Origin of the sequence: Bacillus sp. FSL H8-0545 (assembly GCF_038006105.1) — a bacterium.
Lineage (GTDB): Bacteria > Bacillota > Bacilli > Bacillales > Bacillaceae_G > Bacillus_A > Bacillus_A cereus_U.
Genome location: NZ_JBBOUO010000001.1, coordinates 2,440,621 through 2,466,219 on the forward strand (window position 1 = coordinate 2,440,621; position 25,599 = coordinate 2,466,219).

Sequence of the window (25,599 nt, forward strand, 5' to 3'; positions counted from 1 at the left end):
AACATTTAAAAATAAGATTAGTTAATCATCGTCCACCCATCATTCCTTTCCGTCGTTAGTAACCAAATTGTACCATAGTAGTACTGTATGAGTAAATGTAATTATATGTGATACTGCTTTAGATTTTACTATCATGTAAACTTCTACGCGCTCCCACTTATATATTTTTTATATAAATCTCCAATAAATTATATATTATACATATTAAATTTCAGTTCTTATAATGAAGATATCATTTTAAAAGGAGGATACTACAATGGAGTTTAGCAAACTAGGAAACAGTGGATTAACAGTAAGCAAGATTGCATATGGGAACTGGATAAACCATGGTGGAAAAGTAGATGAGGATACTGCAAAGGATTGTGTGAAAGTCGCACTAGATGTCGGAATTACAACGTTCGATACTGCCGATGTTTATTCAGACACTATAGCCGAAGAAGTACTTGGCCGGGCTTTGCAAGGTATACGCCGAGAAAGTATAGAACTATGTACAAAAGTATGCCATCCGACTGGACCCGGAAAAAATGATCGAGGCTTATCACGAAAGCATATTTTAGAAAATTGTAATGCATCTTTACACAGGTTACAGACAGACTACATTGATGTCTATTATGCACATAGATTTGATACAACAACTCCTCTTGAAGAAACGATGTTTGCTTTCTCAGATCTTGTAAGGCAAGGAAAAGTCCATTATATTGGTGTAAGTGAGTGGACATCGGAACAAATTACCCGCGGTGCAGCACTTGCACGAGAATTGAAAATTCCACTCATCGCTAGCCAACCTCAATACTCGATGTTGTGGCGAGTTATCGAAACTGATGTAATACCAACATGTCAACGTGAGGGACTTGGTCAAATTGTATGGTCCCCCCTTGCACAAGGTATTCTCACAGGAAAATATCAACCTGGTAAAGCAATACCCACTCAATCACGTGCTAATTCAGATGCTGGCAAACCATTTTTCCACAAACTGGTGCAAAGTTGGATGAATGATGACATACTCATCGCTATCCAAAAACTCAATCCCATCGCGCAAGAAAATAATCTTACCCTACCTCAACTCGCAGTTGCATGGGTACTACAAAATCCAGCTGTTTCCTCCGCAATTATAGGTGCTTCAAACCCAGAGCAAATAAGAGAAAATGCAGTTGCTTCTAGTGTTAAATTACACCCTGAAATAATGGATCAGATTGATAGTGTACTAAAAGGTTTCATTGAGTACGATCCGAGCAAAACAGGTTGAAACATCAGTGAATTACTTTTTAAAAACCACAAAATACCTTGTGGTCTAACTTTAAAATAAAAATAGAGGTTTCACTTTCCAATTTCTCACTGCCCATCCTATCAAGATGGGCTTTTACTCTTTAAATTCAAATTGTGAAGTCGCATAAACCTCTCTAACAACTGTTAAAAAGTTCTCTAACACGACAGACTTTTCATCTTGTCTCCATCCAACATATAAATTTATTTTCGGTGTATTTTCTTGAATGTCTTTATATATGACACCCGATTTTTTATAACTTTCCACCGATGATGGAACGACAGAAATCCCCATTCCTGCTGCAACTAAATTTACAATCGTTTGCATTTGGATCGCTTCTTGAACAATATTTAAACTTACTCCATGTTCCCAAAAGTAACTAATAATTAAATCATAAAAGTTAGTACCGAAATGACGAGGAAATAAAACAAATGGTTCGTCCACTAGTTCTTTAATAGAAATATTAGGTAACGAAACTAAGGGATGATCTTGATGTAATACCAATTTTAAACGTTCCTCAGAACAAATTTCGGAAGACAATATTTCATTATTCTGCTTAGAACGAATAAATCCAATATGAATTTGTTTTTCATAGAGTGCTTTTATTTGCTGGTCTGTTGTCATCTCGCGTAATATGAGCTGTATTTTAGGAAAACGTTCTCGGAATTTTTTTAATATCTCTATAACGGTTTCTGTAGAATCGACAAAACCAATTATTAAATGTCCTATCTTCCCTTCATCCGCAAGCTGCGTTTCTTTAATGGTTCTATCTACTTGAAGCAACGTTTGCCGTGCACCTTCTAAAAAGATTTTCCCCGCATCGGTAAGTTCAACCATTCTTTTTGTCCGGTGAAAAAGTTGAACTCCTAATTCTTCTTCCAATTTTCGAATTTCTTGGCTTAAAGGCGGTTGTGCCATCATAAGACGCTCTGCTGCACGACTAAAGTTTAATTCTTCTGCCACTGTTATGAAATATCTCATTTTACGAATATCCATTACAATCCCCCCTACCATAAACAAATAATAAACACTTCGCTTTTACTTCTCTAAGGTAAATAATTTTTTATTTTCAAGTGGTACAAAACAAGGCTAAAAAACTTATCTCCAAAGTTCTTTAGCCTTAATCACTTGTTACACATTAAAAAATATTATTCGTACAACGGTACCTTTATCAACTTCTGAATGGATCTCTACACTATGTCCCAATTGTTTTGTAATTTCATATACAAGATATAACCCCATTCCAGTTGATTCTTTAAAATCTCTACCATTTTCTCCTGTAAAGAACGGTTTAAATACTCTTGGTAAATCTTGCTTCGGTATCCCGACGCCACTATCGGCAATTTCAAGTACAACTGTATTACCTTCCCTACATGCTTTCACTTTAATCTTTTCTCTACTACCTGATGAGTATTTAATCGCATTCGATATAATTTGTCCAATTAAAAATTGCAACCATTTCGCATCACTTTCTACAGTAATACCTTTATCAATTTCAAGCTCTGGATATACAAAACTCCGGATAAAGAAGCGTTTATGTTCATGCACGGAATCATTTACTACTTTATGTAGTTGTACTCTTTCTACATAAAAATCTTGTGTGAATGCTTCTAAACGCGCGACATATAATGCCATCTCTAATCCCTTTTTTAACCGATCTGTTTCCTCATTAATACTTTCAAAACGCGAATCCACTTCATCCTGTGTAATTAATTCTATTACAGATAAAGGTGTTTTCATTTGATGAATCCACTGATTCATAAAGGTTAAATGATCATTATTTTTTCTCTCTTGCAATTGGAGCTGATTTTGATAATGGCGATATTGCACTTCAAGCAGATCTTGAAGTGCAGTAGATACAGCTGCAAAATCAGATTTTTGAACAGATTCATCTAAAGATTGCATCGGATTTGCTAAGCGCTCATAAAAAGAACGATGTGTAAAATAACGAAATAATAAATAACTTACCATAAAAAAAGCACCTAAAAACATTGCATATAATGCTGTTGTAATATGGTTATGCCCATCAAACCAATACACAAGGAATATGGACAGAAGTTGAAATACTGTAAAACAAATAAGTGGTATATGATCACGTATAAACAGTTTTATCATTTTTCCATACCAGTATCCCAAGTAATATGCAGTCTATATCCAACACTACGAATTGTTTCAATCGCTCCTTCAATATGTAACGTTTTTAATTTTTTACGCACCCGTGTTGTATTTACACTTAACGTATTATCATCAACATAGGATTCACTATCCCATAATTTATTTAGTAACACTTCTCTACTCACAACACGCGGATAATTTTTCATTAACGTCTCTAATAAAATGGCTTCGTTTCTCGTAATATCAATCTCTTGATTCATAAGTTTTAATACAAGCCTTTCGGGATATAAACAAAGACCTTGTTGCTCAACCATACGTTCTTCTAGTTTCGGTGCATAATCTCCGTAAGCACGTCTTAAATGACTACGAATTTTCGCCATTACAACTTCATAGTGGAACGGTTTCGAAATAAAATCATCGCCACCATTTTCTAATGCCATAACTTGATCCATCGTACCTTCGCGAGCCGAAATAAATAAAATCGGACATGTAGAAACCGCACGAATTTGACGACACCAATAATAACCATCAAAACTTGGTAAATTAATATCTAATAAAACTAACTCTGGTTGTTCTTCTAAAAATATGTCTAACACATTTTGAAAATCCGATACAATAATTCCTTGGTAACCATATTTCGCAACATATGTTGATAATAGCTCCGCAATTTTCATATCATCTTCTACAATCATAATTTTGACCATTATTGAACTCCTTTTAATTCACAATCTCAAATATACTTATACAAAATAAATACTACCTCTTTTTATTTAATCCGTAAATTAAAAAAGGATACTTTTATAAAACAGCATCCTTCTTCTATTATTCTTATTTAATATTAAATTTACTCCAATTAAAACCCAGCTTCTCCACATAGTCCATTCTTAGTTCCATCCGCGTCGTTTTTAGTGGATCCACAACTTGGCAAACTTTTAAATTACCCGCTGCTGATAATAAAAGAGTTGCATCAGCTTTAGCCATTTCTAATTCTTCATGTAAAAATGTCACCATATTATGTACAGCACGATTCGCTGCATCGTCTAACAATTTCTCTGAAGCAATCGTCATTATTTTTTCTTTTTGGATAACCATTGGTAATGGCCATTTCTTTTCTTTTATAATTTGAACAGTTACAGTTACCTCTCCAGCAACTTCCACTCCACTAACACCAATTTCACCATCACCCATTGCGGCGTGTAAATCCCCTAATGCTAAAAGAGCGCCAGAAACATTTACAGGTAATAATAATGTTGTTCCTTCTTTTATCTCTTTACAATCCATATTTCCGCCGTGGTCATGCGGTGTTCCACATGAAATACTCTCTTCTTTTGGGGCAGTACCAATCACACCGATCATTGGATTAATTGGAATCTGTATTTCATTTGAAAATATAACATGTTCATTGTGTATTGGGACAATTTTCACTGTATTTTCATTTAGCTCATCCCCCATTACACCAAGGTTCGCACCTGTTGTTAAAACACCCTGCTCTGAAATTTTAATCTTTACAATCCTGACGACTAATATATCACCAGGTTCTGCTCCTTTAATATATACAGGGCCAGTCGCTGGATTAATTCGATTCCAATCTAGTTCTTGAAATACGACATTTTCCGAATCAATTTGATTTTCAAAGCAGTCGTACGTTTCAAATACAATCCGACTCCCAGTGTCTACTTCTATACATGGCTCATTATTTGGTGACATTGCATAAATAATATGTTCTTTATGAATACGATACATACTACCTCTCCCTTTTCATTATTATCTTCTATAACTAATTAGCTCTAATTCATACAAGTTCCTTGTTAAAATTAAAAGTTATTTTCAGATTACAAAAGCACTTAGCTCATTTTGAAACATACACTCTTTACTATAACAAGTAAAGAAAGGTGGTATTACAATGCCCCTTATTCCATACAACGAAAGTGACGTTGATTTACTAGCACGTTTAATCCGTGCTGAAGCTGAGGGCGAAGGACGACAAGGTGAACAACTTGTCGGATGTGTTGTAGTAAACCGTGTATTTTGCGATTGCTTAGATTTTAAACAACTCCGTACCGTACCTGATGCTGTATATCAAAGCCCTGGCGGATTCGAAGCGGTTCAATACGGATACTTTTATCAACGTGCCCGTGAATCAGAAAAAGAAATCGCAAGAAAAGTTTTACAAGGTGAATGGCGCTGGCCGGCAAGGTGGGCTCTTTGGTATTTCCGTCCAGTTGGAGCTTGTCCGCCTGAATGGTATAATCAGCCGTTTGCAGGGCAATTTAAAAGCCATTGTTTTTACGAACCACGTGGTGATGAATGTCCAAAAATGTATTCACGATAGCAAAAATTAAGCAACGCAAGTACTTATTCTTTTGAGTACTTGCGTTATTTTTTAATGTACTTTAGAAATCTAATAATGTGACGAATTTTCTGACGCCTACCACATGTATTAATAAAGGTATACGTGGACCACTTGATTGATTCATAATGAGCCTATATATAATGGTAAATAATTGTTTTTGATTTTCTTTCATTATTTTTTTATTTTCATGATGACAAATCGGATACAATTGTTCCATTAAGTTAGAATAATCTTTATTAGAACGTAATATTTTACAAACTTCCACTAGCCATTTTTTCTGCCTTTCATCTAATGTGTTATAAAACTCCGTATTTTTCTCTTGATTTACCTCAATTAATTTTTCAGATTGAAAGTTTCTTATCCAATACTCTGCACGATTACTTATCGCTATCATTTCAGGTAATCCATAGCTCCTATCTATTTTCTCTAATATATCTTGTAAAATAGATGAATCAAAATTTAATAACGGTAAAGTTCCTACTACTTGATTAAACTTTGGATACTCTTTAAATCGGCTATCATGTCTAGAAAGTTTAATTGCATCAAATAAATCTTCATTTTTGAGTGTTTTATTTTCATAACTGTCCTTCAATCGTTCATACTCTGTATAATTACGTATCACATCTTCATCAAGTCCAATATGAAAAGCTGCATCAGGCTTATATTTTGCAAACATAAAAAGAATTACTTCTGGTAAATACACTTTTAATAAGTCGCTAGGTGTAATACTATTCCCTGAAGAACTGGACATTTTTTCATGATGCCCTTTAATTCCAATGAAATCATAAGCAACGTATTGAGGGGCTTCACAATTGAATATTTTCCTTGCAATTTCTTTTGATACATTATAACTACCTGTTTCCGATGAATGATCTCTTCCGCCCGGTTCGAAAATAACATCCTCTATCATCCATCTCATCGGCCAATCGATTTTCCAATTCAGTTTCATTTGATTTGTATTTAATACGGATAATTTATTTTGATTTCCACATTCACAATCATACCGAACTGTTTTTAATACTTCATCAAAATGTGTAATAGTTGTTGCATCATTCCCGCAGCTCTCACAATATAACGTAACGGGATAAAAGTTTTCTCTATCTTCTTCTCGGTGTATTCCTGTTTTAAAACCCATTAAAATATCATATATTTCTTTTCTTTTATACAAAGACTCTAATATGTTTTCGTTATACCTTCCGCTTCTATATTCAGCATGTTGATAAATAAATTCTACTTCAATTCCAAATGCTTTGAGCGATTTCTCAAACTCTTTTTCAAAATGCTCTGCATACGAGTCATGACATCCATACGAATCTGGAATATCAGAGTATGGCATACCAATATACCTTGCAAAAGATGAATCAATATTTTGGGGAACTTTTCTAAACCTGTCATAATCATCCCATGAAAATATGAAACGAGTCTTTTTCCCTAAATTTTGAAGCGCCCTTACAACGAAATAAGTCGTTATTATTTCACGAAAGTTTCCAATGTGAACAGAACCAGATGGACTTATTCCAGATGCGCAAACAAAAGTTTCTTTGTTTGGATGCTTTCTAATTAATTCATGTGCTACTTCATACGCCCAATGCATATGTTACTCACCTCAATTGTATTTTTGTTTTCACATTTTCAGTTTTATGCAATAAAAAAACTCCCACCCCCAAGATTATTCATCTTGAGGACGAGAGTTATTAGCTTCGCGGTACCACCTCAGTTTGTTAATACGTCACCATATTAACCTCTTCAGGTACGGCAAAATATGCTTATACCCTATCTCTATAACGGGAGAACCCGTCGCACCATCCCTAAACAAATTAGTTCCTTGCGCAGCTCCAAGTCTTTTTTCATTAAGATGTATACCGCTCTTTCTCAGCTACCAGAGCTCTCTGTATGTATTCATTCTTAACTACTCTTCTCTTCAATGCCAATTTATATTAGTTTTTTACACATGATAATTTATAACGTATATATTGTCAAATTTTTCTGAACAGAAATTAATAACACATATTTTCCCTATCTAAAAAATATATTCATTCAAGTTGAATGTTGTGACTACACCATCACAACATTATGTCACTTTCGGTTTCTCTTTAAATCGCTTATACTTTTCACTCCTTTTATATACTCGCAATACATTTTCACATGAAACATCCTATACCTCTTCCTCCTCATAGTTATATGCTATTTTCGAGTTACGTGAGAAGTCCTTCGTTTTTTCACAGTACATCTTTTTTATTCCAATCCGACAAAAGGTTTACCTACATTTTTATCGAATTTTATATGTATCTTTAATGAATTGAGGTCAATCACTATGAACAGAATCGATTACATAAGACAAGAAGAGAAAAAGTATCACGATCTTTGCTATGAACAATACAAATTATTCGAAGCAGGATCTTGGCTGTATAAACCTGTTAAAACAGTTATGGACATGCTGAACTATTTTGAAGGACAGAAAGACCTACACATACTTGACCTTGGCTCTGGTGTCGGTAGAAACAGTATTCCGATTGCACAAAAAATCATGAATAGTGGCGGAACCGTTACTTGTGTTGATCTACTTGATTCGGCTTTAACGAAGTTACAAGTTTATAGCAAAGAACATGGTGTATTTGAATACATAAAAACAGAACAATCAGCACTTGAAGACTACTATATTTCCTCTAATTCTTATAACTACATCATTGCAGTATCAAGTTTAGAGCATGTCAAATCGATAGAAGATTTTAAAAAAGTGCTTCACTCTATGAAAAACGGAACAAAGAGTAACGGTATCAACTGTTTAATAGTCAACTCTAACATTCAAGAAATTGACTTGGAAACGAATCAAGAATTAGATGCTTTAATTGAAATTAACATTTCTATGGAAGAAATGATACGTATACTAAAAGACGTTTATTCCGAATGGCAAGAAGTAAAAGTTGAAATGAAAAATTTAACGTATGATATTGTACGAAACGGTACACACATTCAATTAAATACGAATGCGATTACTTTTGTCGTGCAAAAATTATAGTATATATGAGTGGTGACTATTTTCATTTCATATAGTCACCACTCATATATTTATGTAACCATCATCCCATTGTAATTACAATTTCCCCTCTAGTATGCTGACTTTCACTCAAAATATGAGCTTCTCTAACTCCTTTTTCATTAAACGGAACAACCTTGCTAATGATTGGTTTAATTTTTTCAGCTTGGATCAAACTAGTTAATTCGTCTAATTGCTTCCCACTTGGTTTCAACCATAAAAACCCTGATTTTATGCCCTTTACTTCATGCAGTGGTTCATGAACGATAGAAACTAGAACACCACCAGATTTAATAATTCGAAAACTTTTTTCTTGTACTTCTCCGCCGATTGTATCTAACACAATATCATAATCTGATAGTAACTCTTCAAATTTATCTTTTTTATAATCAATAACAAGGTCAGCCCCTAAACACTTTAAAAACTCTTCATTTTTACTACTTGCAGTTGTTGCGACAAAGGCCCCAAATGATTTTGCGATTTGAATTGCAAAACTCCCTACTCCGCCCGCTCCAGCATGAATGAATACTCGGTCATTTTCTTTTATTTGTGCATAATCAACAAGACTTTGCCAAGCTGTTAGTCCTGCAAGAGGTATAGATGCTGCTTCTTCAAAATTAAGATTATTTGGCATTTGCGCTACTAAATTTGATTTCACTGTAATGTATTCAGAATAAGAACCTTTCCCTATATTTTCGGGTTTCGTAAATACTTTATCTCCTATTTTAAAATGATTCACATCTTCTCCAACTTCTTCAACTACTCCAGCAACATCTAATCCTAATGTAATTGGAAATGAAAATCGCAACTTTTTTTGTAAGTCTCCCTTTCTTATTTTCCAATCAACAGGATTGACGGATGTTGCGTGTATGCGTATTAATACTTCATTACATTTAACAACCGGCTTTGGAACTTGTCTTTCTTGTAATTCTTCAACACTACCATATTGATTAATAACAATTGCTTTCATTTCCTCGCCCCCTTGCTGTTTATTTTAATAACAAACAATTATTTTTCAAAATTTTTCGCCTTGTATGAAAATAAATATGTTTGGAGGTGATATTTATGCTACTCTACTAATTAAGCATCATGAGTGCAAAAAACATTTATTTCACTTAAATACAATCTAATTTACGCTTAAGAAACACCCAAAGTTATATTTCTCTTTATTTATTAATGACCTTTAAATGAAACGGAGAGTGTGCTATGAGTGAACAAGTTTTCAAAGTAAACGGTATTGATATATGTACAGAAGGCTTTGGAAATCCTAATAACCCAGCAATATTATTAATTATGGGAGCTACGTGTTCAATGGTTTATTGGGATGAAGAATTTTGTGAAAGGTTGGCTAGCACAGGAAGATTTGTCATTCGCTATGATAACCGTGATGTTGGGCGCTCTGTTACATATGAGCCTGGGACTTCCAATTACACTGTAGCTGACCTGGCTGAGGATGCAATCGGGGTACTCGATGCATATCATATTGACAAGGCACACCTTCTGGGCATGTCATTAGGAGGTATGATTGCTCAAATTGCTGCAGTAAAACACCCAGAAAGAATTTTGTCCTTAACATTACTAGCAACAAGCGTTATTGGATCTGATAACAATACTCGTGATTTGCCTCCAATGGATGAAAGAATTTTGACACATCATGCTAATGGTGCGAATTTAGATTGGACAAATAAAGATGTTATAGCGAAATATTTAGTTACAGGATCACGTCTACTCTGTGGATCAAAGCGTATATTTGATGAAGCAAGAACTTTGAAACAAGTAAAGCAAGAAATAGAACGTGCCAACAATTTATTAAGCATGTTCAACCATGCCCTCCTTACAGGTGATGATTCTTATGAAGGTATACTTAAGTCATTACTAGTACCTACTTTAGTAATTCATGGTACGGACGATACAGCTCTTCCACTTGAACATGGACTCGCACTTATTGATGAAATTCCGAACGCAAAACTACTAACCCTTGAAGGTTCAGGGCATGAGAATCATCCCGATGACTGGGCCGAAATTATTAAAACAGTTTCAAAACATACATCTAAAATATAAGATAAAAACAACTAATAGAAATAGTGATACAATTACAAAAGCCCATCACTGCATTTGTATGTATAGTCATGGGCTCTACCTATGATTTTCTATGTTCAAAAGAATGGGCAATCTAATTGATCAACAGATTCCCACGATTTTTTTTTTACATTTTCGGTGGATTTACTATTTTCTAGTGGTACGTTTTTAAATGGATTCACTTCAACTTTTAGTAGAGATGGCGGTTCTACATATAAAGAAAAAACATGACTACTTGGCAAGGCTTTCGATACATCAATATCTCCTACTTGTTTAAATAATTGCTGCGCTGCAAAGAAAAAGAAATTAGTTGGATTAGTTTGTTTATTAAGCCATGCAATCATTTCAGGTGATACCGATTTATTAATATTTATTTTCACTCGATCACCACGTTTAAATCGCCTAGATCGCATACTTCCACCAACTAACTTATCGTTAAGTTTGTGAATCCTAACTCTTTTTGCTTATGCTCTCTATATTTTGGCGAACATGTATATACTAAAAGACCACGAGCATTGGTGAATAACGGGTTATCTACAAAAATTACATTTTTCAAGCGTCCTTTTTGTTTCAAAATCATTTTTAAGCTATTTTTAATAATAACTGCGCCCCCACCATAAATAAATACATATGGATCGTCTTTCATATCATCAATTTTGTTAATAATATCCGTTGCAACGCGTGCTGCTAAACCTAAAAACGCTGGCTGCGATTCCTCAACTAACAATGCATTTCTTGGATGCTTTTCATTTAAATAAATTTGGTTGAATTCTGTAATACTATCAATTGTTTTCGTAGGATATTTCCGATTCCATCTCGTAATAATTTGTAGTAACGTTTCTTTTACACCGTACGATAATCCTTTACTTAATTGCGGGCGGAAATTTACCCCTAATGAAACAACTTCTTCCGTTGTCCCTGCGCCAATATCAAAAGACAATAAAGTTTTATCTACAAAATCAATTTCTGAAACTTGATTTTGTTCACATTCTATTTTATGTTTCACAACATTTCCTTCCTCATCATATACAATCCCCCACGTCCCAGAAGCGCCTTCAGGTAGACATTTACAAAACTCAATAGAAACATTAATCGTAACATCGCGTCCATTTGGATAATGGAATATGACCTTGTGATTACCCATATACCGTTTCGAATTTTCAGCAGCGATTTCCTGTGTAATAAGTTGCATTGGAAGAGCAACAGATAAATCATAACGAATATTAATATGACTTGAAGTTGGACTTTGACGCATAGCACTTATCGCTAAACCTGAAAGGATTGTAATGACCATTAATTCATCAGTAGATTTATTTGATTTCTTCTCCACTTCTGTACCTTTTAATTGATCTTGAATCACTTTTTCTCCAACGATGTATCGTACATTATTTAACATTAGCGATGGAGAACTAATGGTCACATCAATGTGATTCTCTAATTCTGACGATGAAACTTCACCCTCATCTAACAACCCCGTAGGCTCACCTATATATAAGGAATAAATACTCGGAATAAAAATGGGTTCCTGCCCTTTCACCATTAACTTCAAACCATTATTTCCTGCATCTGCACCAGCTTTTAAAAGAATAGACATAACTACCCCCTAATTTAATCTGACATCCCTTCCAAATATATGCGAGCCCATTCTTTTACATTCAAATGTAATGTAATTTTTTCTTCATCCTTTAAACAAAATATCACAAATATTCATTTATCGTGTAAAAAGTATTTGACATAAAACTTTTCCAATTTTATACTATGGTTGTAAAGATTTTTTGACAATGGTGGAGGTGCAATTATATATTGAATACTAAAAAGATTATTTTTGTAATCATTGTTTTATCGTTAATCGCGATACTCGGACATGGCGCATACAAATACGCAACTGAAGGTTCAATTTTGGGTGGAACGATTTTCGCTGCTTCTTTAATACTTAGTAATTTAATTAATCATATTACATGGGGAGATCCAAACGGAGTATCGAAAGAAAGTCAAGATGAGATGGGACAACAAATTACATATAAAAGCTTTAAAATCGCGTATTTTGTGCTTGTAGGTGTTATGTTCCTTATATTACTCTGCTCGGAAGGATTTTCTATGGGTTTCAATTTGGATGGTGTAAAAAACCTTCCACTCTTTATTGCACTCTGTTCTTCCTTTCTTATTTTCCCTATCGTTGAACTCATTGTCGCCAAACAATATAAATAAAAAAAGTGGTTTTCTGTAAATAGAAAACCACTTTTTTATTTAAATCTCTTCTGCTATTGCTTTCAGCTTATTCACAGTCCGCCAGTTCCTTACTGTAGCTGGCGTATGTAATTTTTGAAACTGGTTCATTAGTTTAGAATTCCGAATGCTTTTTTTGAAAAATAAATACACTACTCTTCCTTCGATATGACAATCTTCTATGTCACTATTAAGCCTAAGTAACTGATTGCACTCCCCTTCAGAAAGGGTATTAGCCAAAAAGGCCACATGTACACTTTCTCCTTCTAACAATGAATTGGTCTCGTAAGGACATTTTTTAATAATATTAATAAATTCATCATTTGTTCTTAACATGACCGGAACATCGAAATCAAAAACGTTCTTAATTGCACATTCAATTCGTTCCTTTAGAAAATTTATTTCTTCCTCTGATTCAAATACTACATTCCCGCTTTGAATATACGTTTTCACTTGTTTTACCCCAATTGATTCAAACGCTTTTTTCAAATCCGCCATTTTGATTACTTTATGCCCACCTACATTTATTCCCCGTAGTAATGCAATATAAATTGTCATATGATTACCCCTCGCGTATTTACATGCTTAGCAATCGAATTGTTTTGCACCTTCATACTTCTCGAATACTTACCTTAATGCCTCTAACATATCATGTTTGGAAAATATCTCAAATGAAAAAACTTACTACATGATTTTTTTCAAGAGTAAGCTTTATTATCTTATTATCTCGTTATAGGTAAATGTAATATGAATTGTTGTCCAATTGGTCCCATTCTTCTAAATCCTCTATCTTGAAATCCAACTTTCTCATATAACTGTTGTGCCGGAATATTTTTTTCATTTACAGCAAGAATCACTTCGTTTTTTATTGAATAATAATATTTTACAAAGCCTTGTAATAGCGCCAATGATTTTTTAGCATATCCTTTTCCTTGTTTATTATGATTAACAGAAAAAGAAGTTAAAAGTATGGCATCCTTATTTTCTGTAAACTCCTGTACTCTATCACCTGTTTGTAATATAAATACACCGACAGGTACTCCGTTATAGTCTAAAATAACAACTACATTTTTCGTTCGATCATTTTTCGCTTTCTCCAGTAATTCACCTGGATTCGCCGTAAATTGAACTTGTTCACTTGGTAAAGTAAATGATTGTATTATCTCTTTATACTGCTCCTTATACGGAACTAATTGTATTTCCCCTGTATGTATGTTCATGCTTAACTCTCCCACTCCTTCAAGTTATTAACTTAAACCTTGCTGTGTTTTAGAATGCACTTTTCCATCCAAAAATGTAATTTCAGCAAATGATTTTGGATCGTTGCCTTTCCAAGCAAAAATTTGTTTAATTCGTGTAGAATGTTCTTCCCCTTCTTCTATGAGTAAATCCCCTTCAAAACCGATTAATTCTTTCACTTCTAAATATGTCATTCCTTCATTAATATTTGAGAAATGATTTACATTAATGGATTTTTGATTTTTATTTTCCGTTATAGTAGAAGATGTAGCAGTTTTCTTCTTCACTTCTTTCTTCTGGTCACACGCTGTCATACTAAAACCTATGCATAAACTACACAATATGAGTGTGCTTTTTTTCATCATAACGGTTGTCCCTCCCCTCATTATTAAACCATATTTTCCCTTAAAAATAAACTGAATATTTAATTTTATAAAAAATCCCGTACAATTTAGTACGGGATTTCCACTATTTTTTCAAATGATTATTGGACTGATCATCTTGTTCTTTTCGAAGTTCTTGTTCTTCATCTTTTGGTAATTGTTTATCATTATCTTTAATCGGGTTTGTTTCTCTATTTTCAATCATATCATTTGGAACTTGCGGCATTACACGGCCAACAATTGCTGCTAATTCATCAAGTATGCCTTCACCAGTTTTACCTTTTTTAATTTGCTTACCTATTTGTTTTAGTCTTTCATACGTATCAACATCTGCTACAACGACTGCATTCGCACCATTTGGGTCATTCTTTAAACTTTCTGCAACAGAATACTTAATTGACTCAACGCGAGTTCGATCAAGTTTCGCTTTTACATCAATACCTACCACAGCATATTTCCCAACTACTACTGCTGTCGCATCGTTTACACCAGGTATACTTGCAGCTAAAGATGCCAGATGATCAGCTGCCTTTTCATTTGGTTTATTTGATTTATTTGTATACGTAACATTTTTCATCGAGACATTTTTTTGTTCTGGCTTTTCATTAGAATTGTCTTTTTTTCCAATACTACATCCAGTAATAACGAAACAAAACATTAACATATATATAATGATTTTCATTATTTTCACCACTTTATCATTGATGTTTAATCATAAATTTTTTCAACCGCTTGCATCTTCTTCACTTTTTCTTCTGCCCCGCTATTTGCGTTAATGAAAATTTGGTACGTATCTTTCCCTAAAGTACCAATATATTCATAACAAAGTACTTCATTATGCAAGTCATTTACTACTACAGCTTTACGTTCTTCCATAACTTTTACATCGGGATTAATTTTCTTTCTCGCCTCAGCAGCAGTTAGCTTCGCACTCGGAATTGTTCGTTTTTGATGCGATGCTAAATATTCTTTCGCAGAAAAACCAACAATCGATCCATCATCTAAAGCAATTTTCATTTGAATTGCTTCTGGATAAATACGCACTCCATTTTCATTTACAACGTACGTAAACACACCGATATTATCATATTGAGAACTATCAAATAGCTCCATATTTGTAAACTTATGATCCTTTAAAAATGTTAATCCTTTACTTCCTGCATCATTTAAACTAATTTTTTGTTCTTTAATTTCTCGGTTGTTCATTACCCAAATTGGATATCCACCTTTTCCGGTAATATCCATATAATACTCATTGTTCGTTGCTGGATCTTGAATTTTCACACTGTAGAATGATTCTTTTGCACCTTTTCCACTTTTCTCAACTTCTACTTTTTCATTCCCTTTTAAGTTTAAAAATGATTTCGCGATTTTTTCCGCTTCCTCTTTCGAAATCGCCTTTCCTTTTGCCTCAAATCCGCCTTTTTTATTCTTTTGTGCACTTGTAAAAGTCGGTCCAAAGTTTGTGGACGAGTATGATGTTACATTCTTTTCTACCGTCTTTAATCCATCGATAATTGTGTTATCTGCTGGATCTTGGTTTGACGCTAGAGCCATTTCTACATCCATCCAGCGAAGATTATTTTTCAATACAAGATGCTGCACTTTTCTCAGTTCATCTTGTATATTTTCTGCATTTGAATATAAACCTTGTAACGTTTTATATTCTTGATCATTTAACGGTTCTTTTTCTAAATCACGAACCGCTGCACGATAACTAAAATCACCGATATTCGCAAGGAACTCTTCCGTTTTATTAAATGGCATTAATGTTAATGGTAGTTGCCCTACATCAGAACGAGCCTCTGATGTTAAACGCCATACATCTGCTAAAGCTGGCGATAATGAGGAACGTGAATTCATCGCCAGTGTTGTTCCAATTTTATCGTGTAATAAATCAACTTCATATGCTAAATCATGAAACGCACGCTGATAACTATTTTCCGCTCGAATTAATACCGCATTTTTCTCTTGATGCTCTTTATAGCCCCAATACCCTGTTCCTACTACACCTACTGTTAACAATACAATGATAATACCTCGTAACATGTTTCCACCTCCGCTCTATTTACAGAAAATATGTTTACCGATTTTTTTAATTTGTGGACGAGTCCAAATCCATTTACTTGTCGCAGTATCTGGATTGAAATAATATAATGCATTCCCAGTTGGGTCCCATCCATTAATCGCATCTAATACAGCTTTTTTCGCTGTTTCATTTGGCGTTAAATATATTTGTCCATCTGCTACTGCTGTAAATGCTCTCGGTTCAAATATTACACCTGAAACGGTATTTGGAAACGATGCACTTGTGACACGGTTTAAAATTACCGCAGCTACTGCAACTTGTCCTAAATATGGCTCACCACGCGATTCTCCGTACACAGCGTTTGCCATTAGCTGAATGTCATTTTGAGAATAACCGTTTGGAACATTTGTCCCTTTACTTTGTGGTGGTTTATTTTCTTGTGCAGTACCACCGCTATTCCCTTTATTAGTTGTAGTACCTTTATTAGCGGTCGACTTATCATACTTCGTCGCTTTTACAAGCATTTGCTTCGTTTTAGCACCCGCTAAACCATCAACTGGCAATCCGAATTTTTGCTGAAAGTTTCGAAGCGCCCAATATGTACCCCATCCGAAAACACCATCAACTTTTCCCGTATAAAATCCGTTATATTTCAAACGAGTTTGCAGTTCAATGACATCTTCTCCAGATGCTCCCCTTTGAATTACTTGATTAGAAAAGGCTTCTACATTTTTGGTTTGTATACTACTTACCATTAAAGATAAACCAATAAAGGTAAGTAAAACTGCTAGCTTCAAAAAACCTTTTTGACGCATATGTTTCCCTCCTTAAATACAGAATGAATTCATGGTTATGTTTTGTAAATGTGAAGCTTTTATGTAAAGAAGACAAAAAAAGCCAAGCTTATATGCTTGAAGATATATGCACACAATATAAAAAAGAGTAAAAGGAGCTTATTATGAAGTATTTCTTCACACGTATAGCATTCGCGATTTTTTTACTAACAGCATGTTCAAATATATATACTGGTCCATCTATAGTTCACGCACAGCCACCCTATGCAAAATGGGGTAAACTAGCCGTTGAAAAAACGAAAGAACAATATCCGAAAGCTGAAATTATCGATTACCTTCATATAGGTAGAAAACCAAAAACTGTTCAAATAACAGTTGAAAAGTTTAAATTATGGCTACGTGAGGGTAGAAAAGAGTATGGTGTTTTTGTGGATATAGAGTTTGATACGAAAACAGAGAAATTTTTAAAGATGTCCTTTCAGAAGACAAATCGGTAAAACAAAGAAACCTCCGTCTTTACATACAGACAGAGGTTTCTTTATGTACTTCTTCCTTAATAAGGAGGATTATTATTTATATGCAAAGATCGATTACCTAACATTTTTACTAATCCGCAAATAGCTCCAATTACAACCGCTATTCCGATACTATATAAAAGTACTCTACCATATCCACCTATTCTCGGATCGAGAAACGGATATGGGTACCAATTCACGAATGGACCGCGTATTAAGCTATAGACAACATATAAAAGCGGGAAAACAAGCCAACTCGCAGCCTGTTTCCATGTAATGGTCTTTGTAGGTGGATTTATAACCCAGTCTAAAATCATCGCTAATGGCATGATGTAATGAAGCACAGTATTTACCCACGGTATTGCTGTTTGAAGTGACTCTTCTAATCCCCTTAATAACAAAAAATAAATAAGTCCTGTTGTCAGTATATATACTGTAGCTGCGCCGCGAAGAACTCCAAACTGCTCGGAACGTCCGAATGTGGCTGTCACCAAGCTACTTAATAGTAGAATTACCGCCACTAAAATGTTGCTTTCAATTGTGAAGTAACTAAAAAAATTAACTGGATTGAACGGTTTCACTTGTGCTCTTGTAACAAATTGAGTAATAAGTGCACTAAACGCTAGAAGACTTAATAACAGTCTATAAATCGCTATCATTTTTGCACTTCTCATACAACACCTCCTTCCTCTTCTTATTTATGATTGGAATTCTCTATTATATGCTCTATAAATAACTTTAATGGTACGAGGCCACGTTTCGGCATGTGACTACTAATAACCGCTACGAGCTCTAACTGCGGAATGATAATAATGTATTGTCCTCCGTATCCCATAGCAAAATACATACAATACGGTATGTGAAATCTTTCGTTATGTAATACCCACCAGTGATATCCATATGCCCCGACATGTTCATACGTTTCAAATAGAGCTGTATTTGATTCTTCTAACCATTTCGATGATACAATTTCATTCCCCTTCCAATATCCATTGTTCAAACATAATTTCCCTAACTTTAATAAGTCTATAGATTTCATTTTCATACCGAATCCGCCAACATATATATCTTGCGGGTCTTGTTGCCACTCATACTCCGTAATGTTTAACGGCTCAAATAAATACTTTTTCGCGAACTGCTCCGTCGACATTCCAGTTGCTTGTTGAATGATGTAACTAAGTAAGTGAGAAGAGCCTGAATTATAATTCATTTTCGTACCCATTTCTTCAATGAGCGGCTTTTCTAAAATGTATTGCACCCAATTGTCTGATTCCACAAAGTCATTTGGGAAAATAACCCCATTTCCGAACTCTTGCCAATCTTCTCCTGTTGTCATCGTTAATAAATGATACAGCGTTAGTTCCCTCTTTTTCTCCGGTGCATTTTGAATCCATGTTGTGATTTGTGTATGTATATCATTTATAAATCCTTTATCAATTGCGATACCAATTAATATAGATACGATACTTTTTGTAATCGAATTAATTTTAAATAAGTCATTTGCACAGTCTATCGTTTTATAGTACTCAGTCGTTAATTCCCCTTTTTGATAAACAAGAAATGTATTAACTTTTTTCTTTTCAAATTTATTTTGTAATTGCTCAAAGTTCAAGAAATCTTCCTCCATCTAAATGATTATGTAATATTTGTTGTTCATCTCGTTCTCTCTATTAAATCATATTTGTTTTTAAAACAAAAAAAATAAACTTGCCAGCATTTAATAGCTGACAAGTTTATTTTATAATTTCGTTCGAACATTCCAAAGCTCTGGGAAGAAGCATTGATCAAGCACTCGCTTTAAATAAGATACGCCAGAAGAGCCACCTGTTCCCATTTTATGACCAATAATTCGTTCTACCGTTTTCATATGACGGAAACGCCATTGTTGTAGCCAGTCTTCAATATCGATTAATTTCTCTGCAAGCTGATATAAATCCCAATATTTCTGCACGTCCGCATATACTTCTATCCAAGCCGCTTCTACAGTTGCATCCTCTTCGTAAGGCTGCGTAATATCACGATTTAACACATCTTCATGAATTGGGAATCCTTCTTTAACAAGCGCTTGTATCGCCACATCATACAAACTTGGTGCATGAAGTGCTTTATGAAGACGAGCATGTAATTCTGGGTCCTTTTCATAAATCTTTAATGCATGTGGTGTTTTATAACCAAGTGCATACTCAATCATTCGATATTGATACGATTGAAAACCGGAAGCCTGACCAAGTGAATCACGGAACTCAATATATTCTGATGGCGTTAATGTCGCAAGAATATCCCAAGATTGAATAATTTGCGACTGAATTTTTGATACACGTGCTAACATTTTAAAAGCTGGTGGTAATTTATCTTGTTTAATAGATTCAATTGCTGCATTCAGTTCATGTAAAATTAGTTTCATCCAAAGCTCACTCGCTTGGTGAATAACGATAAATAACATTTCATCGTGATGATCTGATAATCTTTGTTGACTAGATAATAAGCTATCTAGCTGTAAATACTCTCCGTACGTCATATTTTCCTTAAAATCAGTGTGAATCCCTTTTTCCATAATTACTTTTTCATTTTCTTTCATATTAGTCAAACGCCCCTTTTAACATTTCTATTTATATTGGTCTAATAACAGCTCGAACTGGGCTCCCATCTGCATCTGTTAATGCAAGTGGTAAGGCAATAAGTTCGTAATCGCCGTCTGCTACGTGATCGAGTACGACATTTTCTAAAATGTGAATTCCGTGTTTAAATAATTGATGATGTGCTGCTAGTTCTTTATCATCTAAAGGATCAACAGAGGGTACATCTACCCCAATTAAACGAATGCCCTTACTTGATAGAAAATCTGCAATATCAGCACGTAAATACGGGATTTTTTCTGGGAATTCTTGCGCTTTACCATGTGAAGATGTACGTAATAATAATCGCTCTACACCTTCTAATTTAAAACGTTCTAATTCCTTTTTACCGATACTCTCCAGCCCTGACACATCGATAACTCGTGCTGCGCCTACATATACGTGTATATCTAAATCTAACACCTTCTTACCGTCATTATCGAAATGAAATGGTGCATCAATATGAGTACCTGTATGGATACTCATCGTTAACTTTCCGACATTTACCGAACCACTGTCTTCTTTTGACCATGAAACTTCATACGAGAACGGTGTATCCCCTGGCCATGTCGCGATATCATTATTTAGCGGTTGTGAAATATCAATCCACTGCGATGTTTTCATGCTTACGCCACAACCTCTCGCTTATTTTCAAAGTTTTTATATTCTTCATTTTTCATAATTTTCTTTAAGATTTGTACAGAGTTCCATACTTCCTCATACGTATTGTATAAAGCAACAGGCGCAAGTCTAACTCCATTTGGAGCTCTAAAGTCTGGAATCACTCCATTTGCTTTTAACGCTTTACATATACGTGCCGCCTCAGCATGTTCTAAATAAATATGCCCGCCTCGTTTTTCATCCTCTAGCGGATTTCCGATTGTAAATCCCATATCATTTAACTCCAATTGAATTAAATCGAGCATATATCTTGTTATATGTAATGACTTTTCACGTAATCTTTCAATACGGGCATCTTTAAAAATTTCAAGAGAACCGATTAATGGTGCAATACTTAATACGTGAGGTGTCCCTATTTGATAGGCTCCAGCATGATCAGCCGCAGTTAATGAATGTTCCATATCAAACTGCTTATCCTTTCTAGAGCTAAACCAACCAGATAATCCTGGAAGTCTATCTAAATGTTTTTTATTCACATATAAACCTGCAACACCACCAGGACCTGCATTTAAATATTTATAATTACACCATACAGCGAAATCTACATCCCATTCGTTAAAATGATGCGGAATAGAACCGATTGAATGACATAAGTCAAAACCGATATGAATACCACGTTTATGAGCTTCAGCTGTTAATCGCTTCATATCGAGAATTTGTCCGCTTCTATATAGTACAGAAGGCAATAAAATTAAAGCGATATCATCTGTCATTGCCTGAATAATATCATCTTCAGAAAGTGTTCTTCCATCTCGACTTTTCACTCGTACTAAATGCTCATCTGGATCTAAGCCTTTTAAACGAATTTGACTTTGAAGCGCATAAATATCTGACGGAAATGTTAATTCATCCGCAAGAATTTTTGTACGTATTCCTTTCGGCTCATAAAACGTCGCAATAACTTGATGTATATTCGCAGTCGTGGAACCGGTTACAATTGTTTCTTCCGGCAAAGCTCCAATAAGAGGTGCTGTCAATTCACCTAATTTCTCCGAAAGGAAAAACCACGGATGCTCACCTTCAGTCCATCCATCAATTCCAAACTCTTTCCATGAATCTAGCAAAGTAAGTAACGATTTCTCTGCTCTTTTTGAAAGCAAACCTAAAGAGTTACCATCTAAATATATTGTTCCTTCTTTTTTATAAAATTCAGTTTGAAAATCTTTCAGTTCATCATGTTTATCACATTCAAGCGCATACTCATAAGTTGGTTGAAATGGTTCTTTATACATGGTGTCACCTTCTTTTAATTTTCTTTTTATTCTAACTAATTAAAATATATCACTTAAGTTGATATGACGTCAATGATATTATGTCAGTTGACTTTATATACGAACTTCTTTTACAATACAATTATATTTTCAGATATTTCAGTATAAAGAGGTGATTCTTTGAAAAACTCTACTCTTTCAACAAGAAAACACCGCTCCTTAGAAACGAAAAAGAAACTATTACATTCCGGTTATACTATTTTTATAAAAAACGGATTTCAGAAAACTACAATCACGCAAATTATTAAACATGCAGAAACTGGTTATGGAACAGCATATGTATACTTTAAAAACAAAGATGCTCTCCTCGTCGTTTTGATGGAAGGTGTGATGAATCGCTTTTATGATATTGCTGATCGCTCTTTTTCCCCTCAAACAAAGTTAGAAGCATGTGATATGATTCAAAGTCAAGTTAGAGCATTTTTACAATTAGCGGAAGAAGAACGGGATATTTTGCAAGTTGTCGAAGAAGCAATAGGATTATCAAGAGAGATAAGTCAAAAATGGGATGAGATTCGTGAACGCTTTATAAAAAGTATTACACAAGATATTACTTACTCTCAAGAAAGTGGATTGGCGCAGCCTGAATTAAATAAAGAGATTGTAGCACGTGGTTGGTTCGCGATGAATGAAACGTTTCTTTGGACAATCGTACAAAATGATAAAGAACTAGAGTTAGAAGAAATTGTACATACTTTAACGGTAATGTATACGACAGGATTATATAAATAGCACATTATAACCTCAAAAAACCGTTACTCAATATGCTTAGTAACGGTTTATTTAAAATATTTTATTAACGATACAAAAATACAAAATAGCGATGCAAGTAAGAGAATAATCCCCAGATTTTTATTCTCTTTTTCATCTTTCTTAAAATTTTGTACCCCCATACCAGCTAACATAAATCCTAGAAGCAATTGTAGAATAAGCATACTTTGTTTCGAATCATCATTCCAACTATAGATGGAATAGACCATTACAATAATTGCAAGTATGAATGTGGTAATTCTAATCATAAGAACACCCCCTGTTTGATTCTATTGTTTTAACCTACTCACCATTCCAACAATAAACTTATACTCAGCTCTACTTTTTCTTACTTTCTTAAAGCCCTCTCTCGTATCAAAAATAAAACACGTTTTCCACAACCAAATTCGTACATATAAAGACTCAAAATAAATAGGTTTTATAATGCCGCGTTCCTCAAATTCAGTTCCGTCTTTATTTTCAGTTTCTGTTCGAACGAACCACCTATTCCCGATTCCAATTTCAATATACTTCACATGTTAACCCCCTTCAGGAAATCTTCTTTCTAACTATTCTATTATTTCCCCGGTAAGCGCACATTCCGACAGAACGTGAGCCCACAAAGAAAAAGCAGATTACAAAAATCTACTTTTATAGCCTAAATTTTTGCATTCGTTTATAAAATGTACTGCGTGGCACAGCAAATAATTTTGCAGCTAATGAAACATTTCCGTTTGTCTTTTCTAGCGCTTCAATCATGCTATAACACTGTAGTTTTCCGTGAAAATTCAGCGTATGTTTTTCTTTATTTCCATTTTGTAACTCAATTTGTTTTTGATTTCCCATCACCTTCTGTAATAAAATGACATTTACGTTCCGCATATTTCCCGTCCATTTATATTTTGAACATTGATTACAAATAACAACTTGTTCATCACTATCAATTACATCTAAAAAGCGGTGAATTACATGTAGTTCGTTTTGATGTATTTGAATGCTACATTCACGTTCAATCGCATGGGCAATTGAAGTTAACATACCTAGCATATACGGATGTGAAAACTCAATCGAACAGGAGAAATAGCATTTTCAACACAATTAGAAAGACGACACAAATATGTTGATAATTTGAATATCTTAATGAATTTCTTTATGTTTTTTTATCAACACTATATTTTGTATAATGGAGCCTACTAAAATACATAACCAAAACCACTTTATCGGATTGTTATTTAAAAAGAATATTGCCACTGCTATTGCGAATAAAATAGTGGATGCTAAACTAATATATAATTTCGTTCTCATCCCCATTTGGCTTCACTCCTCTATCATTTTACAGTACATAGTAACTTTTCATTTTTCATCTCTATTATGTACTCTCGTAAAACATATTCTTTCCCGCCATGTTTATCATACCAATCATGTATTCTTTTAACATGCATTTTATCATTTCTAATTTCCGTTTCAATTTCTACATATTCTTCATAACTATCATATTCCCATATTGCAAATACTTCAGTCGTACCATCATTATTATCTTTCATCCAGCGTCCTATTAAACGAGAACCATATTTTAATTGATTAGGTAAATTAGTATCATTGAAATGATCATTAAATATTTCTATGAATTCATTTTTTACTACATAGTACTTCCTTCTGTAAAACATATTTCTTCACCTCTTTTATGAAAAGTATCAGTAAACCTTCCCATTACTACCGTATTATAATACTTACCATCCGACAGTTTTTTATCATTTTTTAGAATACCTTCTACCCCAAAACCTAAATTTTTATAAAGCTGAATGGCTTTCTTATTTGTCTCTATCACTTGTAATGCTATCTTTTTCACTGCATTTTCATCAGCCCAATTAATAGATTGTTGTAATAGGCACTTACCCATTCCATATCCCCAAAACTCTTTTAAAATACAAACTCCGAATTCTACTTTATGAGATAATCTCGTTAAATCAGATCCTTCACATCTCGAAAATCCAACGACACGGTTATGAACTTCCGCAACTAAAAAGAGATTTCTTGTTTTTTTACTATCCGTTTTTATTATTTCCTGGAATCCCTTCGTATCTATAAATCCCTCTCCAACTTCTCTATCCATATTTTCAGTTTCTCCATCGATCTGAACTCGTATTTTCGATAACTGCTCTGCATCTGTCTCAGCTGCAGAACGAATTGTATAAGTTAATCCATTTATATGAAACTCTTGTCCTTTTATAATCATTTCAAACTCCTT

General features: G+C 34.2%; 32 protein-coding genes and 1 other annotated feature. Of the genes, 7 read left to right on the plus strand and 25 right to left on the minus strand.

Going from position 1 to position 25,599, the window contains the following annotated elements:
• Positions 1-256: 256 nt before the first annotated feature.
• On the plus strand, positions 257-1,246 hold the full coding sequence (locus MHI07_RS12675) for an aldo/keto reductase family protein (protein ID WP_340824132.1): 990 nt from the start codon (positions 257-259) through the stop codon (positions 1,244-1,246).
• Positions 1,247-1,360: 114 nt separating this feature from the next.
• On the opposite strand, the gene MHI07_RS12680 is transcribed toward MHI07_RS12675, so the two are convergent.
• From MHI07_RS12680 to MHI07_RS12695, 4 genes are all read right to left on the minus strand, one after another.
• Positions 1,361-2,260 (minus strand): LysR substrate-binding domain-containing protein, encoded by a 900-nt coding sequence (locus MHI07_RS12680; protein ID WP_215578637.1) that lies wholly within the window; start codon positions 2,258-2,260, stop codon positions 1,361-1,363.
• A 135-nt stretch (positions 2,261-2,395) separates the two neighbouring features.
• Complete coding sequence (locus tag MHI07_RS12685; RefSeq protein WP_215582084.1) at positions 2,396-3,379, minus strand: sensor histidine kinase; 984 nt, start codon at positions 3,377-3,379, stop codon at positions 2,396-2,398.
• Complete coding sequence (locus tag MHI07_RS12690; RefSeq protein ID WP_215578639.1) at positions 3,376-4,083, minus strand: response regulator transcription factor; 708 nt, start codon at positions 4,081-4,083, stop codon at positions 3,376-3,378. Before MHI07_RS12690 ends, MHI07_RS12685 begins: the two co-directional genes overlap by 4 nt.
• Before the next feature lie 124 nt (positions 4,084-4,207).
• On the minus strand, positions 4,208-5,122 hold the full coding sequence (locus MHI07_RS12695; RefSeq protein WP_215578641.1) for an acetamidase/formamidase family protein: 915 nt from the start codon (positions 5,120-5,122) through the stop codon (positions 4,208-4,210).
• A gap of 160 nt (positions 5,123-5,282) precedes the next feature.
• Between MHI07_RS12695 and MHI07_RS12700 the strand changes: the two genes are divergently transcribed.
• Complete coding sequence (locus MHI07_RS12700) at positions 5,283-5,711, plus strand: cell wall hydrolase (RefSeq protein ID WP_002119861.1); 429 nt, start codon at positions 5,283-5,285, stop codon at positions 5,709-5,711.
• Between the two features lie 61 nt (positions 5,712-5,772).
• Here MHI07_RS12700 and lysS read toward each other — a convergent pair whose 3' ends face one another.
• A complete protein-coding gene (gene lysS / locus MHI07_RS12705; protein WP_340824138.1) occupies positions 5,773-7,326 on the minus strand; it encodes a lysine--tRNA ligase in 1,554 nt (517 codons plus the stop codon).
• 83 nt (positions 7,327-7,409) lie between these two features.
• Positions 7,410-7,666, minus strand: a binding site (T-box leader).
• A gap of 380 nt (positions 7,667-8,046) precedes the next feature.
• Here lysS and MHI07_RS12710 point away from each other — a divergent pair.
• Entirely contained in the window at positions 8,047-8,751 is a 705-nt protein-coding gene (locus MHI07_RS12710; RefSeq protein WP_215578645.1) for a class I SAM-dependent methyltransferase, read from the plus strand.
• 61 nt (positions 8,752-8,812) lie between these two features.
• Here MHI07_RS12710 and MHI07_RS12715 read toward each other — a convergent pair whose 3' ends face one another.
• Positions 8,813-9,739 carry an NADP-dependent oxidoreductase gene (locus tag MHI07_RS12715; protein ID WP_340824142.1) on the minus strand — a complete coding sequence of 309 codons (927 nt, stop codon included), beginning with the start codon at positions 9,737-9,739 and terminating at the stop codon, positions 8,813-8,815.
• 236 nt (positions 9,740-9,975) lie between these two features.
• Between MHI07_RS12715 and MHI07_RS12720 the strand changes: the two genes are divergently transcribed.
• Positions 9,976-10,830, plus strand: coding sequence for an alpha/beta fold hydrolase (locus tag MHI07_RS12720; RefSeq protein ID WP_215578647.1), 855 nt, complete (start codon positions 9,976-9,978; stop codon positions 10,828-10,830).
• 95 nt (positions 10,831-10,925) lie between these two features.
• Here MHI07_RS12720 and MHI07_RS12725 read toward each other — a convergent pair whose 3' ends face one another.
• On the minus strand, positions 10,926-11,261 hold the full coding sequence (locus MHI07_RS12725; protein ID WP_002110237.1) for a hypothetical protein: 336 nt from the start codon (positions 11,259-11,261) through the stop codon (positions 10,926-10,928).
• A gap of 11 nt (positions 11,262-11,272) precedes the next feature.
• Positions 11,273-12,442, minus strand: coding sequence for a ParM/StbA family protein (locus MHI07_RS12730; RefSeq protein WP_002161548.1), 1,170 nt, complete (start codon positions 12,440-12,442; stop codon positions 11,273-11,275).
• A 209-nt stretch (positions 12,443-12,651) separates the two neighbouring features.
• Between MHI07_RS12730 and MHI07_RS12735 the strand changes: the two genes are divergently transcribed.
• Positions 12,652-13,056 carry a hypothetical protein gene (locus MHI07_RS12735; RefSeq protein WP_215578649.1) on the plus strand — a complete coding sequence of 135 codons (405 nt, stop codon included), beginning with the start codon at positions 12,652-12,654 and terminating at the stop codon, positions 13,054-13,056.
• A gap of 39 nt (positions 13,057-13,095) precedes the next feature.
• Here MHI07_RS12735 and MHI07_RS12740 read toward each other — a convergent pair whose 3' ends face one another.
• From MHI07_RS12740 to sleB, 6 genes are all read right to left on the minus strand, one after another.
• Entirely contained in the window at positions 13,096-13,632 is a 537-nt protein-coding gene (locus tag MHI07_RS12740; RefSeq protein WP_215578652.1) for a DUF1697 domain-containing protein, read from the minus strand.
• Positions 13,633-13,796: 164 nt separating this feature from the next.
• Positions 13,797-14,294: a GNAT family N-acetyltransferase gene (locus MHI07_RS12745; protein WP_215578654.1), complete on the minus strand. Its 498-nt coding sequence runs from the start codon at positions 14,292-14,294 to the stop codon at positions 13,797-13,799.
• Positions 14,295-14,321: 27 nt separating this feature from the next.
• Positions 14,322-14,678, minus strand: a complete 357-nt coding sequence (locus tag MHI07_RS12750) for a hypothetical protein (RefSeq protein WP_340824154.1) — start codon at positions 14,676-14,678, stop codon at positions 14,322-14,324.
• Positions 14,679-14,781: 103 nt separating this feature from the next.
• The gene (locus tag MHI07_RS12755; RefSeq protein ID WP_340824156.1) at positions 14,782-15,378 is read right to left on the minus strand and encodes a YhcN/YlaJ family sporulation lipoprotein; all 597 of its coding nucleotides are present in this window, start codon (positions 15,376-15,378) and stop codon (positions 14,782-14,784) included.
• Between the two features lie 26 nt (positions 15,379-15,404).
• Positions 15,405-16,745, minus strand: coding sequence for a germination protein YpeB (ypeB, locus tag MHI07_RS12760; protein WP_215578658.1), 1,341 nt, complete (start codon positions 16,743-16,745; stop codon positions 15,405-15,407).
• A 15-nt stretch (positions 16,746-16,760) separates the two neighbouring features.
• Complete coding sequence (gene sleB / locus MHI07_RS12765; protein ID WP_215578660.1) at positions 16,761-17,540, minus strand: spore cortex-lytic enzyme; 780 nt, start codon at positions 17,538-17,540, stop codon at positions 16,761-16,763.
• Between the two features lie 143 nt (positions 17,541-17,683).
• On the opposite strand from sleB, the gene MHI07_RS12770 reads away from it, so the two are divergent.
• Complete coding sequence (locus MHI07_RS12770) at positions 17,684-18,016, plus strand: DUF3889 domain-containing protein (protein WP_340824158.1); 333 nt, start codon at positions 17,684-17,686, stop codon at positions 18,014-18,016.
• Between the two features lie 56 nt (positions 18,017-18,072).
• Here the strand turns inward: MHI07_RS12770 and MHI07_RS12775 are convergent, their stop codons facing one another.
• The 5 genes from MHI07_RS12775 to kynU all read right to left on the minus strand — a co-directional run bounded on the left by MHI07_RS12775 (position 18,073) and on the right by kynU (position 22,562).
• Positions 18,073-18,708, minus strand: coding sequence for a Pr6Pr family membrane protein (locus MHI07_RS12775; RefSeq protein ID WP_215578662.1), 636 nt, complete (start codon positions 18,706-18,708; stop codon positions 18,073-18,075).
• A gap of 20 nt (positions 18,709-18,728) precedes the next feature.
• Positions 18,729-19,646, minus strand: a complete 918-nt coding sequence (locus tag MHI07_RS12780; RefSeq protein ID WP_340824159.1) for a serine hydrolase domain-containing protein — start codon at positions 19,644-19,646, stop codon at positions 18,729-18,731.
• A gap of 126 nt (positions 19,647-19,772) precedes the next feature.
• Positions 19,773-20,612, minus strand: a complete 840-nt coding sequence (gene kynA / locus MHI07_RS12785) for a tryptophan 2,3-dioxygenase (RefSeq protein WP_002110249.1) — start codon at positions 20,610-20,612, stop codon at positions 19,773-19,775.
• A 31-nt stretch (positions 20,613-20,643) separates the two neighbouring features.
• The gene (kynB, locus tag MHI07_RS12790; RefSeq protein ID WP_002161539.1) at positions 20,644-21,273 is read right to left on the minus strand and encodes an arylformamidase; all 630 of its coding nucleotides are present in this window, start codon (positions 21,271-21,273) and stop codon (positions 20,644-20,646) included.
• A gap of 2 nt (positions 21,274-21,275) precedes the next feature.
• Entirely contained in the window at positions 21,276-22,562 is a 1,287-nt protein-coding gene (gene kynU / locus MHI07_RS12795) for a kynureninase (protein WP_070139384.1), read from the minus strand.
• A gap of 159 nt (positions 22,563-22,721) precedes the next feature.
• Here kynU and MHI07_RS12800 point away from each other — a divergent pair, with 159 nt between their 5' ends.
• Positions 22,722-23,333, plus strand: coding sequence for a TetR/AcrR family transcriptional regulator (locus MHI07_RS12800; protein WP_215578668.1), 612 nt, complete (start codon positions 22,722-22,724; stop codon positions 23,331-23,333).
• Positions 23,334-23,380: 47 nt separating this feature from the next.
• Here MHI07_RS12800 and MHI07_RS12805 read toward each other — a convergent pair whose 3' ends face one another.
• From MHI07_RS12805 to MHI07_RS12830, 6 genes are all read right to left on the minus strand, one after another.
• Entirely contained in the window at positions 23,381-23,620 is a 240-nt protein-coding gene (locus tag MHI07_RS12805) for a YczI family protein (protein ID WP_002110253.1), read from the minus strand.
• A gap of 21 nt (positions 23,621-23,641) precedes the next feature.
• Complete coding sequence (locus MHI07_RS12810; RefSeq protein WP_002110254.1) at positions 23,642-23,887, minus strand: DUF3977 family protein; 246 nt, start codon at positions 23,885-23,887, stop codon at positions 23,642-23,644.
• A 115-nt stretch (positions 23,888-24,002) separates the two neighbouring features.
• Positions 24,003-24,233, minus strand: coding sequence for a helix-turn-helix domain-containing protein (locus MHI07_RS12815; RefSeq protein ID WP_435868776.1), 231 nt, complete (start codon positions 24,231-24,233; stop codon positions 24,003-24,005).
• A gap of 255 nt (positions 24,234-24,488) precedes the next feature.
• Entirely contained in the window at positions 24,489-24,662 is a 174-nt protein-coding gene (locus tag MHI07_RS12820) for a hypothetical protein (protein WP_002110256.1), read from the minus strand.
• A 17-nt stretch (positions 24,663-24,679) separates the two neighbouring features.
• Positions 24,680-25,018, minus strand: coding sequence for an NIPSNAP family protein (locus MHI07_RS12825; protein WP_215556930.1), 339 nt, complete (start codon positions 25,016-25,018; stop codon positions 24,680-24,682).
• Positions 24,991-25,587 (minus strand): GNAT family N-acetyltransferase, encoded by a 597-nt coding sequence (locus MHI07_RS12830; protein WP_215578672.1) that lies wholly within the window; start codon positions 25,585-25,587, stop codon positions 24,991-24,993. The genes MHI07_RS12825 and MHI07_RS12830 overlap by 28 nt, the downstream gene beginning before the upstream one ends.
• Positions 25,588-25,599: the final 12 nt, after the last annotated feature.